We start from the raw sequence: 13,003 nt of genomic DNA, 5'->3' as shown, positions 1-13,003 counted from the left end.
ATCGGTGCCATGAGGCAAGGCTCAGGCATGGATGCGCGTCCCGTGAGGCGGTCATGAGGCAAGTGAGCGGGTGGCTGGCCGCGCTGGTGATGGTGGCCGCGGGAATGGTCTTCGTCCCGTTCGGCCTGTACGTGTGGGCGAGCAGCGGTCCCGGCCCCTCCGGGGCGGCGGGCGCGGCGGCGCGGCCGGTGGCCGAGGACGTGGCGGTGACGGGCTGCCGAATCGATCCGGCAAGCCGTCGGGTGCTGGCCCGGGTGGAGGCGGTGAGCCGGACCGCGCGGGCGGGCGCGTACGTCGTGACCGTGGAGTTCCGCCGGGGCGGTGACGCGCGCGGGTCCGCGGCTCCGGTCACGCCGGACCAGGGGGACGACGTGCCGGTGCGGGCGCAGGTCACCGTGGCCGCCGGGGCGCCGGGCGAGGTCGGCCGGGCGGAGGCCGCCGGTCCGGTGTGGCCCGCGGGCGTGGTGCCGTGGTGCGGGGTGGCGGGGGTGGAACTGTCCGCGACGCCGACCGCGGGCTGAGGCGTACGCGGGCACGGGCGCCGGCGGCGCGACGCGCCGGGCGGAGCGGAACGCGCGGGGGAACATGGCACCCGGTCCGAGGCCTCCGCGGCCCCGGACCGGGGCCGTCTAGAGGGCGCCTGCCGGGTCGGCGGCGGCGGAGTGCGCGTCCATGCGCTCGGCGGCGAGGATCGCCACGGCGGTGTCGGCGCGCGAGGCGGCGACCACGAGCGCGCGGGCGGCGAGGTCGTGGGCGCGCTGGTGCAGGGCCCCGCGGTCGGCGTCCCCGGCGGCGGCGGGCCTGCCCTTGATGCGGGCGGGCACGCGGCCGCGCAGCCGGGCGACCTGGCCGGAGATCCGCTCGGCGGCCTCCTCCAGTCCCAGCTCGTCGGTGACGGCGAGCAGGGCGGCCAGGTGTGCGGCGAGCTGGGTGTCCAGCGCTTCGCCGCGGCTGCTGTGCGGGTAATCGGCGCGGCCGCCGCTCATGCGGTGGACCGACTTGGTGCGGATCGGCTCGTACACGAGGGGGCCTCCTGCGGGGTCAGGAGACCATCCTACATTGGATTCGTTCTAAAGTTGAGTTGAATCCGGCTGTGCCTGGCGGGCGGTGCTAATGCTGCCCGTAGCCGTCCAGGAAGGTGCCGATCCGGGTCACCGCGTCGGCCAGGTCCTTGGCGTTGGGCAGGGTGACGATGCGGAAGTGGTCGGGCTCGGGCCAGTTGAAGCCCGTACCGTGCACGACCATGATCTTCTCGGCCCGGAGCAGGTCAAGGACCATCTGCCGGTCGTCCTTGATCTTGTAGACCGTGGGGTCCAGCTTCGGGAAGAGGTACAGCGCGCCCTTGGGCTTCACACAGGTGATCCCGGGGATCTGGGTGAGCAGGTCGTACGCCGTGTCGCGCTGCTCCAGCAGCCGCCCGCCCGGCAGCACCAGGTCCACGATCGACTGGCGGCCGCCGAGGGCGGTGGCCACGGCGTGCTGCGAGGGCATGTTCGCGCACAGGCGCATGTTGGCCAGGATCGTCAGGCCCTCGATGTAGGAGGACGCGTGCTGCTTGGGGCCGCAGACCGCCATCCAGCCCGACCGGTACCCGGCGACGCGGTAGTTCTTGGACAGCCCGTTGAAGGTCAGGGTCAGCAGGTCCGGCGCGATGGCGGCGGTCGGCGTGTGCGTGGCGCCGTCGAAGAGGATCCGGTCGTAGATCTCGTCCGAGCACACCACGAGGCCGTGGCGGCGGGCGATGTCCGTCAGCCCGCGCAGCATCTCGTCGTCGTAGACCGCGCCGGTCGGGTTGTTCGGGTTGATGATCACCAGGGCGCGGGTGCGGTCGGTGATCTTCCGCTCGATGTCGGCGAGGTCCGGCATCCAGTCGGACTGCTCGTCGCACCGGTAGTGCACGGCGGTGCCGCCCGCGAGCGACACGGAGGCCGTCCACAGCGGGTAGTCGGGCGCCGGGACGAGCACCTCGTCGCCGTCGTCCAGCAGCGCCTGCATGGACATCTGGATCAGCTCGGAGACCCCGTTGCCGATGTAGACGTCCTCGACGTCCAGGTCGATGCCCTTGGTCTGGTAGTGCTGCATCACGGCGCGGCGCGCGGACAGCAGCCCCTTCGCGTCCCCGTACCCGTGGGCCGTGCCCAGGTTGCGGAGGATGTCCTCAAGGATCTCCGGCGGGCACTCGAAGCCGAAGGCCGCCGGGTTGCCCGTGTTGAGCTTGAGGATGCGATGACCTGCCGCTTCGAGCCGCATGGCCTCTTCGAGCACGGGCCCGCGGATCTCGTAGCAGACATTGGCGAGTTTCGTTGACTGGATCACCTGCATGGCGGGAGCTTACGGCGCCGGGCGCCGCGGCGCCGGGGGATTGCGCCCGTCGGGTGAGGGGCGAATTGCCCCGGTTCGCGGGATCGGCGGGTACGGGCGCTCCCCGCCCTTGGAAACGGGGGCGCGCCCGTGCTCCCGCCTGTGGAATCGGTGGGGGACACCGGGCTCCGAGGAAACGGGTGTTGCGCTCGTCACGCGGGTGCGGCCGCCCCGCTACAGCACGGCGTACGTCGTCTGCATGAACCCGGCGTCCAGCACCTTCGCGGCGGTGAGCTGGAGGTCGACGTCCCGGTCGAGCGCGCCGAAGAGGGGCAGGCCCTCGCCGATCAGGACCGGCGCCGTGGTGATGACCAGCTCGTCCAGGAGGCCCTCGCGCAGGAAGGTCTGGATCATCTTGCCGCCGTCCACGTACACCTTGCGCGCGCCCTGCTCGGCCAGCCCGGCCAGCAGCTCCGCCAGCGAGCGGTAGACCGTGACGCGCGGATCGTCCGTGGTCAGCCCGGTGCTGAGGACGGCGACGCGCTTGTCCCCGTACGGCCAGAAGCCGAAGGTCAGCACCTTCTCGTAGGTGTTGCGGCCGAGCGCCAGGGTGTCGATCCCGGCCATGAACTCCTCGTAGCCCGTGTCCCCGGCCTGCGCGCCCCGCATCGTGAGCCACTCGATGTCGCCGTCGGGGCGGGCGATGAACCCGTCGAGGCTCACCCCGATGGTCACGGCGGTCCGGAACGGCCGGCCGCCGCGCGGCACCCGCGGGGACCGCTCGGCGGGGTCGATGCGGTAGCTGGTGGGATCGCCGTCGCCGTTGCCGGCGTCGCTGACATCGCTGCCGCTCATGAGGGGTCCTCCCCGGATCGTGGACGGCCCGCCCGCCGCACTGCCGGGGGGCCGGAGACGGGCTCCACCGTCTCATGCGCGCGCGAAGCGCAGGCGCGGGGGCCCGGGCGGGGGCCCTGGCGAAGGGTCAGCGCTGGATGATCACCAGGGGGACCTCGCGGCCGGTGCGGGGCTGGTCGTCCTCGAAGGGGGGCCACAGGGCCGTCAGGGCCGGCCAGTAGGCCTCGCGTTCCGCGCGGGTGGCGGGGCGGGCTTTGGCCTGGAAGGGGGCCGGGCCCCGCTGGACGCGGACTTCGGGGTCGGCCTCGACGTTCTTGTACCAGTGCGGGTGGTCCGGCCGGTCCGGGGAGCCCGACGCCGTCGCGGCGACGATCAGGCGGTCCTCGTCCTCGGCGTAGATCAGCGGGGTGCGGACCGGGCGGCCGGTGACGCGGCCGAGGGTGGTGAGCAGCAGGGTGGGGACGCCGTGCCAGAGGTGCCCGTCGGCGCCGCCGGTGGCGGCGTACGCGCGTACGTGCGCCCGCTCCCGCTCGCCCGGGGGGTCCGCCGGGTGGTCCCAGTCGACGTCCGTCTGCTGCATGGGGTCCTGCCCTTCGTACGGCGGCGGTGTGCGCGGCTAACGAGGGGCCGCCGGGTCGCGTCACGGCGGGCGGCCCGGCGGTGCCGCGCCGGGCGGACGGAAGGCCCCGGGGCCGGGGCCCCGGGGCCGTCGGAGCTACGGGAGGTAGCGCTCGATGACCTCCGGCCCCTCCTTCTCCATCAGCTCGCGCGCCTTGCGGAGCCGCTCCGGAGTCGGCTCCTGCCCGCGCGCCATCACGAGGTCCTCGGGGTCGTACGGCCGTTCCCCGCCGGTGTAGAGGTGGGCCGGCCGTTCGGGCTGCTGGTCCGCTTCGCTGTCCATCGCGTACCTCCTCCAGTGTTCCCTGGCCCCATCCTCCGGCGGTCCGGCCTTGAACGCATGTCGGCCCCGCGGCGGCCCGGCGCCGCCCCGCCGCGGCCGGACCCCGGGCGTCCTACACCGAGGCCAGCGTCAGCAGCGCGCCGCCCACGACCAGGGCCCCGCAGAGGGCCAGGTTGACCACCTTGTGCTCCATGAACACCGCCGCGAACTCGCGGATCGTCGCGCTCGGCCAGAAGTACGCGGCCGTCGGCGAGCCCAGCACCTGGCCGTTGACCCGCGCCTTGCGCGCCATCATCGCGGCCCGGAAGGCGTGGAAGTTGTTCGTGACCACCACGCACCGGTACCCCGGCACGGCCTCGGCCATGATCCGCTCGCTGAACCGGAGGTTCTCCTCCGTGGTCCGGGACCGGTCCTCCAGCCGTACGTGCTCGGCCGCCGCGCCCCGCGCGATCAGCCAGTCCGCCATCGCCCGGGCCTCGGCGACCTGCTCGTCCGAACCCTTGCCGCCGGAGGTCAGCAGGACGGGCGCCGCGCCGCCGCGGGCCCGCTGGGCCTCGTAGATCCGCAGGCCCTTGCGCAGCCGGGAGGCCAGCAGCGGCGGCACCTGGTCCCCGCCGACCAGGCCCGAGCCCAGCATCACCACGAAGTCGACGTCGCCGCGCACCCTGATCCGGCCGTACAGGAAGGCGTAGCCGAGGAAGCAGAGGAAGAGGAAGGAGACGTAGAGCGCGACCAGGACGACCGTGACCACCGGCCCGGTGAAGCCGGTCGAACCGACGGAGAGGGCCAGCCCGGTCAGCACGAGCAGCGCCACGATCGCCAGCCCGGCCAGCAGCGACAGCAGGTTGCCCAGCGCGCGGCCCTCCTTGCGCGCCATCGTCACCCCGTTGGCGATCAGGAAGAACGCCAGCGCGACCACCCCGAGCGCCGGGAGCGCGAGCACCGCCACGGCCACCACCTCGGCGGTCCCGGCCGGCAGGTGCCTGATCTGCGCGAGCAGCGCCACGGAGACGCTGATGCAGGTCAGGCCCAGGTAGACCGCGTTGCGAAAGCGCCTGCGGTCCTCCCGCACGCTGATCCAGAAGAGTGCGAACAGCAGGACGGCCGGAGCGAAGACGAGCATGCGGTCATCGTAGGCGGCGGGGGTGGCCGGGGCGGCCGGGGCGGTGGCGGGCGCGGGCGGTCCGCGGGCGTGCGCGGCTCAGGGTGTGCGCGGATCAGGGCGTGCGCGGCTCAGAAGAAGGTCCGGACGAACTCGCCGACCGTGCCGTCCGCCTCCACGACCGGGATCAGCTGCCACTTCTCGAAGATCGTGCACGGGTGGGACATGGCGAGCCCCACCAGGTCGCCGACCTCCAGGTCCGCGGCGGCGTCGCTCTCCAGCCAGGCGTGCTGGTCGGAGAGCTTCACCAGGCGCACGCCGTCGGCCGGGCGCTCCGCCCCGTCGCGGGCGCCGCGCACCCGCTCGGGCACCGGCAGCCCGAGGTCGTACGCCACGTCCCGCTTGCCCGCGTTCAGGAAGGCCTGCGTGGGGGAGGGCCGGGAGACGACCTGGGCCCACAGCCGGAAGGCGGGCAGCAGCCGGCCCTCCTCGGGCACCCGGTTGAAGGGGGTCAGCTTGCCGTACCAGTCGTGGTCGTGGGAGACGTAGGCGCCGGAGCGCAGCAGCTTGAGGACGGGCGCCGACAGCGGCGGCAGCTCGGCGAAGACCTCGGCGACGCTGTCGAACCAGGCGCTCCCGCCCGCGCTCAGCACGATCTCCTCGCCGGGGGCGAGGGCGCCGAACCGGCCCTCCGCGTCCAGCGCGACGGTCAGGGCGCTCAGCCGCCGCAGCCAGGCGGTGACCTTCGCGGCGTCGGCGCCGGGGACCTCGGCCTCGTAGCCCGCGACGCCGACCAGGCGCAGGGTGGCGGTTCGGGCGACCGCCGCCGCCAGCGCGTGGCACTCCTCCTCGGTCCGGGCGCCGGTACGGGCCCCCTCGCCCGCGCCGAGTTCGATGACGACGTCGACCGGGCGGGTGCCGACCGGCTGCGCGCCCGGTGCCTGAGCCGCCCCCGCACCGGCTGCCGCTTCGGTCAGCGCCTGGTCCATCAGCTCGATGCCGCGCAGGGAGTCGACGTAGCAGACGAACCGGAACTCGGGGTCGGCGGCCAGCTCGGCGGCGACCCAGCGCAGGGCGGCCGGGTCGACGAGCTGGTTGGCCAGGAAGATCCGCTGGATGCCGAAGGCGCGGTAGACGCGGGCCTGGTGCGGCATCGCGGCGGTGATGCCCCAGGCGCCGTGGGCCAGCTGGCGCTCGAAGAGCTGCGGGGACATGCACGTCTTGCCGTGCGGGGCGAAGGCGAGGCCGTGGCGGGCGGCGTAGTGGCCGAGGAGGGCGAGGTTGTGCGCGAGGGCGTCGGCGTCCAGGGTCAGGACGGGGGTGGTGAACCCGCCGGTGTGCAGGTCGCGGCGCTGGGCGGCCAGCTGGCCCACGGTGAGGCCGGCTGCTTCGGCGTCCGGGGGGAGGCCCTTGAAGCGGTGGTCGACCGGTTCGTCGGCGAGGCGGGTGACGGCGTCGGCGGTGGGCCTGGCGGCGGCTGCGGGGGCGTGGGGCATGGTGCCTCCTCGCGTTGCGTGAGCGGCAACGGTCGTTGCGGGTGGTGGCTCCCGCTGTCTAACATCCCTGGTGACGGCGGGTCAACGTGGCCCGTCCGGGCCGGGGCCGGGCCGGTGGTCCGGGTGTGGTGTGGTGTGCGGGTGCGGGCCTTGCCCGTTCCCTCCGGGGGCGCCTCAAACGCCGGCGGGGCTGGATGTGGCTTCGCTGGGGTGCCTGGCGCGCGGCCGGCGGGGCTGGATGTGGTTCCGCTGGGGTGCCTGGCGCGCGGCCGGCGGGGCTGGACGTGCTGGACGAAAGGACGCCGTATGAGCCAGTCGGTCGACCGGGCGCTCGGCATTCTGCCGTTGCTCGCGCGGGGGGCGGCGGACCTGGGGGAGGTCGCGCGGGAGCTGGACGTGCACAAGAGCACCGCGCTGCGCCTGCTGCGCACCCTGCACGCGCACGGGCTCGTCTACCGGCAGCCCGACGGGCGCTACCGGCTCGGCGCGCACCTCTTCGCGCTCGCCGCCGAGGCCGTCGAGAACCTGGACGTGCGCGAGATCGCCCACCCCCACCTCGCCGAACTCGGCGCCCGGACCGGGCACACGGTGCACCTGGCCGTCCACCAGGACGACGAGGTCGTCTACATCGACAAGGTCGACAGCCGCTACCCGGTCCGCATGTACTCGCGCATCGGCAAACCCGTCCCGCTGACCGTCGCCGCCGTCTCCAAGGTGCTGCTCGCCGACCTGCCGGAGGCGGAGCGCCGCGCGCTGGCCGCGCGCATCGAGTACCCCCGCTACACGGCCCGGTCGGTGCCGGACGCCGATGCCTTCCTGCGCGAGCTGGCGCTCGTACGGGACCAGGGATGGGCCGCCGATCTCGGCGGGCACGAGGATTCGATCAACTGCGTGGGCGCGCCCGTGCGCGGGGCCGACGGGCGGGTCGTGGCCGCGATGTCGGTGTCCGCGCCCAATGTGGTCGTCTCCGCCGAGGAACTGCTCGACCTGCTGCCGCTGGTGCGGCGCAGCGCCGAGGTCATCGGCCGGGAGTACGCGGGTTCCGGGTCCCCACCGGTCGACGAGGAGCGCTGACGCGGGCGGGGCGCCCCTCCCGTGGTGGAGGGGCGCCCCGTGCGGACGTGCGGACGCGTGGGTGCGCGGGCCGTGATCGTTACGCCTACGGGCAGTACTGCGCCGCCTTGCCGATCGAGCGGTACATGCAGTCGGCGTTCTCCAGGAGCTGGAGCACCGCGTCCTTGTTGCGCGCGGTCTCGCGGTCGATGACCTCGTCGGGCGGGTAGAACCCGCCGCCGCTGCCGGACTCGCCGGGGTACATCTCGAAGGTATAGGTGAAGATCTTCTGCGCGCCCCACAGGTAGTCGTCGATCGTGCCGTCCGTGATGTACAGGTCGCTCGACTGCTCGGGGGTGTAGCCGTTGCTCGCGGCCATGCTGGTGCCGATCTTCTTGTAGACCGCGAGGTCGTCCGCCGTCAGGCCGGGGGCGGTGTCGTTGTAGGTCCAGCCGTAGGGCCACAGGACCAGCTGGCTGTAGGTGTGGAAGTCGATGGACGCCTTGATCTGCTGCTTGCCGCCGATGACCCGGCTGCGGGCGAAGTCCGCGACGACCTTGACCTCGGGGGCCGACTCGGCCGCCGCGCCGCGGTAGGTCTCCGAGCTCTTGCTGCTGCTGGAACCGCCGCAGCAGCCCCACTTGTAGTTCCAGTTGCGGTTCAGGTCGGTGCCGACGTACGAGGAACCGGAGTTGGGCTGCCGGTTCTTGCGCCAGGACCGGTAGGAGCCGGAGGCGATGTCGTACTCGCCGCCGTCGGGGTTGAGGTCGGGAACCACCCAGATCTCGCGGCCGTTGACCATGTTGGTGATCCGGGAGTCGCTGCCGTACTTGGAGCCGAACTCCTTGAGCAGGTACAGGGCCATCTCGACGGTGAGGTGCTCGCGCGCGTGCTGGTGCGCGGTGAAGAGCACCTCGGGCTCGTTCTCGTCGGTCGCGACGTTGTCGCTGATCTTGATGGCGACGATGTCGCGGCCCTGGTAGGACTTCCCGATCACCTGCTTGCTCATGATGCCGGGATAGGCCGCGATGTCCTGGTCGATCTCGGCGTTCGCCTCGGCGTAGTTGTGGTACTTCGAGTCGGCCGAGGGGAAGTCGAAGGGGAGGGCGGCGATGCCGGGCATCGAGCGGTCCGGCGGGCCGGCCAGCGCGGTCAGTTCGTAGCCGCGGGCGCGCAGGGTCTTGGCCTGCATGGTGTCGGCGCTGACCACGACGGTGTGGTCGTCGACCTCGTCGATCGAGACGCCGGTCGCGAGCAGCGCCGTCCGGTCGACGGCGGAAGAGGGGCCGTGGATGCGGTACTGGACGATCGCCTCGTCCTGGGTCTGGGTGGACGGCGTGGGCGGGGGCGAGGCCGTGGCCGCGCTCATGCCGTAGGCGGGTGCACCGAGCGCGAGCGCGAGCAGGGCCGCCGTGACGGCGGCCCTTCGGCGGGCGTGGAGCCGCATGCGTTCTCCTGGGTGGGGAGTGTGGGGGTAGCCGTGCGGACGCATGCAGCGTCCGCCCGTGGCATGTCCCGGTCAAGAGTCGGAAACCGGTCACGGGCCGGGATTCGGCCACCCCCACAGGTACCCGCTACGGCAGGGCGTGGACGTGCGGACCCACCGCGTTGGACCAAGCGCTACCCGCTTTGGCGTCCCAGTTCGTCGACCAGGTCATCGCGCCGCGCAGCCCCGGGTAGGTCTTGGACGGCTTGAAGGAACCGCAGTTCGTGCCCTTGGCCAGGCAGTCCAGCGCGTTGTTCACGACGGTCGGCGAGACGTAGCCGCTGCCCGCGCCGCTCGGCGAGGCCGGGACGCCCAGGCCCACCTGCGAGGGGGCGAGGCCGCCCTCCAGCTGGATGCAGGCCAGCGCGGTGAGGAAGTCCACCGTGCCCTGGGAGTAGACCTTGCCGTCGCAGCCGTTCATCGAGCCGCTGTTGTAGTACTGCATGTTGACGACGGTGAGGATGTCCTTGACCGCCAGCGCCGTCTTGAAGTAGGCGCCCTGCGTCGACTGCATGTCGATGGTCTGCGGGGCCATGGTCAGGACGAAGGACGGGCCGGCCTTCTGGGCCAGGGAGTGCAGCGCCTGCGTCATGTAGGTCGGGTTGAGGCCGTTCTCCAGGTCGATGTCGATCCCGCTGAAGCCGTACTCCTGCATCAGGGCGTAGGCCGAGTTCGCCAGGTTGTTGGCCGAGGCGGAGTCGTTGACCGAGATGGTGCCCTTCTCGCCGCCGATCGAGAGGACGACCGACTTCCCGGCCGCCTTCTTCGCCGCGACGTCCGCCTTGAACTGGGCGACCGTGTAGCCGCCGAGCCCGGCCGAGTCGAGGTTGAAGGCGATGGCGCCGGGCGTGGAGGTCGCGTCGGCGAAGGAGACCGCGATGATGTCGTACTGCGCCTGCACGTCGGAGAGCTTCTGGACGGTCGCGCCGTTGTTGAAGTTCTGCCAGTAGCCGGTCAGCGCGTGCTTGGGCACGGACGGGTTCGGGTTAGGGTCGCCCCCGCCGCCGGTGGTGGTGGCGCTGACGGGCGCCGAGCGCGGGCCCTCGCCCGCCTGGTTGTACGCGCTCACCTGGAGCGAGTACGTCGTGGACGCGGCCAGGTTCTGGAGCTGGGCGGAGGTGGCTCCGGTGACCGTCTTGACCCGGACGCCGTCCTGGTAGACGTAGTAGCCGCTCGCGCCGCTGACCGCGCCCCACGAAAGGGTGAGCGCGTTCTGGCTCTGGCCGGAAACCGCGAGCCCGGCCGGGGCGCCGGGGACCGAGGGGCCGGGGTCGGTGCCGCCGCCCCCGTCGGGCCCGAAGACGCTGAAGTCGTCGGCGTAGTAAGCGGGCTGGCCGTACCAGCCGTGCGTCCAGACGGTCACCTGGGTGGTGTTCGGGCCGGTGCTGAAGGTGGTGGAGAGCTTCTGCCAGCCGGAGCCCGAGCCGGGCGTCCAGGTGGAGACGTCCTGGGTGCCGGTGCCGGTCGCGCCGAGGTAGACGTAGGAGCCCTGGACCTGGGTGCTCAGGGTGTAGGTCGAGTTCGGCTTGACCGTGACGCTCTGGCTGCACTGCGCGTTGTCCTGGCCCGCCGGGGTCGCCTTGAGGGCGCCGGAGCCGGCGAAGACGGGGGAGGCGACGGCCGCGCCGGTGGAGCCGGTACAGCTCCAGCCGGAGAGACCGGACTCGAAGCCTCCGTTGCGGGCGACATTGACGTCGGCGGCCTGTGCGGTGCCGGTGGCCAGGGCGGTCAGGCCGGCGGCGGTGAGGGTGGTGGCGCCCAGCAGGGCGAGCGTGCGGATCCGGTTCACGGACGACTCCGGTGGGGGGGAGTGGGATGGCGGGGAAGGGGAAAGCGGTGGGGAGTTGGCGGGTGCGGGACACGTGGGGCGTCCCGCAGCCAAGTTGGTCCAGACCAATCTTGGTGTCAAGGGTCTGCGCGATCTGGCTGGAATTGATGCGCCGCGGGTTCCTTGTTGTTCGGGTTTTTGGCCACCTGTGACACGTGCCCGTGGCACGGGAATCGGCAAGGCCCTGCCCCGCCGGGGAGGACGCGGATATGGTGCTCGGGCAAGGGGGAAGCGCGTCGTCACGTGCGGTCGCGCGGCACGGGGGCGGACGCGAGGGCCGCGGCGACGCCCGGGGCGTACGGGGTGAACAGGGGGACTCGGATGCCGACCGCCATCGCTGTCACCAGTGCCGATCTGATGCTGCCCGCCCCCGACCGGCACACCCCCGCCGCGGCCGTCTTACGCCCGCCGGCGCAGCTGGACCTGGAGGGCTCGCTCGCCGAGACCGCGGCCCTGCTGGAGCGGCACGGGCACGTGGTGGCCGTCGTACCGTCCTGGCTGCCGGTCGCCACCGTCCGCCGGCTGCACACCGTACGGGCCATCCTGGAAAGCGACCGGATCGCGCTCGTCGGCACCGATCTGCCGCCGCTCGGCGCGGCCCTGCTGGTGCGTCAGCTGCGCCAGCTCAGCGTGTGCGACTTCAGCCCCGGGGTCATCGCCTCCGCGGCCCGGCTGCTCTCCCACTACATCTACGCGGGCGCCCTGCTGGGGAGCGTGGCCAAGCTCGACCGGATCCCCGTCGGCCTCAAGGCGCACGCAAAGTCCTGGAGCCCCGGAGCCCAGTTCGCCGTACTCGCCCACCCCGAACCCCACCTGGTCAGACTCGGCTCCTCCGGCGGGGGCGGCGGGGCGCACGGCGCGGGAGCGGCCGCCCTGCCGCCCGGACCCGGCTTCGCCACCCACCTCCTCTTCGCCCGGGGCCAGCTCGCCTCCGACTGGGTCACCGCCGAACTCGCCCCGGCCTGGCAGGTGCAGGGGGTGCTGGAGAACCCGCTGCCCGCCGACTCGCCCGCCTGGTGGGCCACCGGCAAGCTCGTCGAGTTCGCCGCGGCCATCCCCGACATCGCCATGCTCTACCAGCTGGTCGCCTCCGTCCGCCGCGAGCAGTGCCGCTGGTGCGGGGCCGAACTCATCGGCGACCGCTGCGGATTCTGCGCCGCCCCGCTCGTCGCCCCACCCGCCGCCGTCCCCGGAGCCCGCTCCGGGAACGGCCCCGCGTCCCGTCCCAGATCCTGACCGGCCCGAACGACGAACGACGAGGTAGTCCCGGCCATGAACTCACGCCAGCGCCGCGGCGTCATCCTGCTGCTCCTCTCGGTCCTGTGCGCCCTCGGCGCCATCGCCGGGGTGCTGATGGTGATCGGCGACGTCAACTCGAAGGTCGGCCCCGAGGTGGTGGCGTACCGGGCCAAGGGCGACATAGCGCCCTACAGCCCCTTGAACGCGGGCCAGTTCGAGGAGATCAAGGTGCCCAGGCGCTGGCTCTCCACCACCGCCGTCACCGACCTGGGCGCGGTCCGGGACAAGATCGCGCTCACCACCCTACGCAAGGGCTCGCTGCTCCAGAGCGACATGGTGGTCGACAAGCCGCAGCTCCAGCCCGGGGAGCAGGAGATCGCCATCATGATCGACGCGGCGACGGGAGTGGCCGGAAAGATCTACTCCGGCGCCAAGGTCAACATCATCGCCACCTTCAAGGGCGCCAAGGAAGCCGACCCCGCCCGCTCGGTGATCATCGTCGCCAGCGCCCGCGTCATCAACGTCGGCAAACTGACCTCCCTCGACAAGGACGGCACCCGCACCGGACCGGCCGAGGTCGTCCCGATCACCTTCGCCCTGAACACCAAGGACACCCAGCGCGTCGCCTACGCCGAGTCCTTCGCGGCGCACGTCCGCCTGGCCCTCGTGGCCCCCGGCACCGAATCGGTGCCCGCCCCGAGCGACCGCACGTACACCCTCGACGGGGACAAGTGAGGCCCGG

The 13,003-nt window shown here is 72.7% G+C and carries 13 protein-coding genes; 4 read left to right on the top strand and 9 right to left on the bottom strand.

Features of this window, described 5'->3' with window-relative positions; all coding sequences use genetic code 11:
• Positions 1–53 precede the first annotated feature (53 nt).
• Entirely contained in the window at positions 54–521 is a 468-nt protein-coding gene (locus AC0693_RS01720) for a hypothetical protein (RefSeq protein WP_469317662.1), read from the top strand.
• A gap of 108 nt (positions 522–629) precedes the next feature.
• Here the strand turns inward: AC0693_RS01720 and AC0693_RS01715 are convergent, their stop codons facing one another.
• The 7 genes from AC0693_RS01715 to AC0693_RS01685 form a co-directional block, all read right to left on the bottom strand.
• Positions 630–1,022 (bottom strand): SCO4983 family protein, encoded by a 393-nt coding sequence (locus AC0693_RS01715; protein WP_469317663.1) that lies wholly within the window; start codon positions 1,020–1,022, stop codon positions 630–632.
• Positions 1,023–1,110: 88 nt separating this feature from the next.
• On the bottom strand, positions 1,111–2,322 hold the full coding sequence (locus tag AC0693_RS01710; RefSeq protein WP_356404291.1) for a pyridoxal phosphate-dependent aminotransferase: 1,212 nt from the start codon (positions 2,320–2,322) through the stop codon (positions 1,111–1,113).
• Positions 2,323–2,535: 213 nt separating this feature from the next.
• Positions 2,536–3,156, bottom strand: a complete 621-nt coding sequence (locus AC0693_RS01705; protein WP_478741138.1) for a dihydrofolate reductase family protein — start codon at positions 3,154–3,156, stop codon at positions 2,536–2,538.
• Between the two features lie 127 nt (positions 3,157–3,283).
• Positions 3,284–3,736, bottom strand: coding sequence for a nitroreductase family deazaflavin-dependent oxidoreductase (locus tag AC0693_RS01700; RefSeq protein ID WP_478800729.1), 453 nt, complete (start codon positions 3,734–3,736; stop codon positions 3,284–3,286).
• Positions 3,737–3,871: 135 nt separating this feature from the next.
• A complete protein-coding gene (locus AC0693_RS01695; RefSeq protein ID WP_469317667.1) occupies positions 3,872–4,057 on the bottom strand; it encodes a hypothetical protein in 186 nt (61 codons plus the stop codon).
• A 112-nt stretch (positions 4,058–4,169) separates the two neighbouring features.
• A complete protein-coding gene (locus AC0693_RS01690; RefSeq protein WP_478800728.1) occupies positions 4,170–5,180 on the bottom strand; it encodes a YdcF family protein in 1,011 nt (336 codons plus the stop codon).
• 110 nt (positions 5,181–5,290) lie between these two features.
• Positions 5,291–6,655, bottom strand: coding sequence for an alanine racemase (locus tag AC0693_RS01685; protein WP_478800727.1), 1,365 nt, complete (start codon positions 6,653–6,655; stop codon positions 5,291–5,293).
• Between the two features lie 306 nt (positions 6,656–6,961).
• Between AC0693_RS01685 and AC0693_RS01680 the strand changes: the two genes are divergently transcribed.
• The gene (locus tag AC0693_RS01680) at positions 6,962–7,729 is read left to right on the top strand and encodes an IclR family transcriptional regulator (protein ID WP_468462935.1); all 768 of its coding nucleotides are present in this window, start codon (positions 6,962–6,964) and stop codon (positions 7,727–7,729) included.
• Positions 7,730–7,814: 85 nt separating this feature from the next.
• On the opposite strand, the gene AC0693_RS01675 is transcribed toward AC0693_RS01680, so the two are convergent.
• Both AC0693_RS01675 and AC0693_RS01670 read right to left on the bottom strand, forming a co-directional pair.
• On the bottom strand, positions 7,815–9,155 hold the full coding sequence (locus AC0693_RS01675; protein ID WP_356404305.1) for a M14 family metallopeptidase: 1,341 nt from the start codon (positions 9,153–9,155) through the stop codon (positions 7,815–7,817).
• Positions 9,156–9,282: 127 nt separating this feature from the next.
• On the bottom strand, positions 9,283–10,983 hold the full coding sequence (locus tag AC0693_RS01670) for a chitinase (protein WP_478800726.1): 1,701 nt from the start codon (positions 10,981–10,983) through the stop codon (positions 9,283–9,285).
• A gap of 360 nt (positions 10,984–11,343) precedes the next feature.
• Here AC0693_RS01670 and AC0693_RS01665 point away from each other — a divergent pair, with 360 nt between their 5' ends.
• On the top strand, positions 11,344–12,258 hold the full coding sequence (locus AC0693_RS01665; RefSeq protein ID WP_469336004.1) for a hypothetical protein: 915 nt from the start codon (positions 11,344–11,346) through the stop codon (positions 12,256–12,258).
• 36 nt (positions 12,259–12,294) lie between these two features.
• Positions 12,295–12,996, top strand: a complete 702-nt coding sequence (gene cpaB, locus AC0693_RS01660) for a Flp pilus assembly protein CpaB (protein WP_469317672.1) — start codon at positions 12,295–12,297, stop codon at positions 12,994–12,996.
• The last annotated feature ends 7 nt before the right edge of the window (positions 12,997–13,003 follow it).

The sequence above is a fragment of the Streptomyces sp. NPDC043876 genome (genome assembly GCF_056435825.1).
Note: the sequence above shows the minus strand (reverse complement) of the source record. Positions and strands in the feature narration are given on the sequence as shown.

Coding starts and splice junctions, on each gene's coding strand:
- AC0693_RS01720 (WP_469317662.1), top strand. CDS start 54: ATGAGGCAAGTGAGCGGGTGGCTGGCCGCGCTGGTGATGGTGGCCGCG.
- AC0693_RS01710 (WP_356404291.1), bottom strand. CDS start 2,322: ATGCAGGTGATCCAGTCAACGAAACTCGCCAATGTCTGCTACGAGATC.
- AC0693_RS01705 (WP_478741138.1), bottom strand. CDS start 3,156: ATGAGCGGCAGCGATGTCAGCGACGCCGGCAACGGCGACGGCGATCCC.
- AC0693_RS01700 (WP_478800729.1), bottom strand. CDS start 3,736: ATGCAGCAGACGGACGTCGACTGGGACCACCCGGCGGACCCCCCGGGC.
- AC0693_RS01695 (WP_469317667.1), bottom strand. CDS start 4,057: ATGGACAGCGAAGCGGACCAGCAGCCCGAACGGCCGGCCCACCTCTAC.
- AC0693_RS01690 (WP_478800728.1), bottom strand. CDS start 5,180: ATGCTCGTCTTCGCTCCGGCCGTCCTGCTGTTCGCACTCTTCTGGATC.
- AC0693_RS01685 (WP_478800727.1), bottom strand. CDS start 6,655: ATGCCCCACGCCCCCGCAGCCGCCGCCAGGCCCACCGCCGACGCCGTC.
- AC0693_RS01680 (WP_468462935.1), top strand. CDS start 6,962: ATGAGCCAGTCGGTCGACCGGGCGCTCGGCATTCTGCCGTTGCTCGCG.
- AC0693_RS01675 (WP_356404305.1), bottom strand. CDS start 9,155: ATGCGGCTCCACGCCCGCCGAAGGGCCGCCGTCACGGCGGCCCTGCTC.
- AC0693_RS01665 (WP_469336004.1), top strand. CDS start 11,344: ATGCCGACCGCCATCGCTGTCACCAGTGCCGATCTGATGCTGCCCGCC.
- cpaB (WP_469317672.1), top strand. CDS start 12,295: ATGAACTCACGCCAGCGCCGCGGCGTCATCCTGCTGCTCCTCTCGGTC.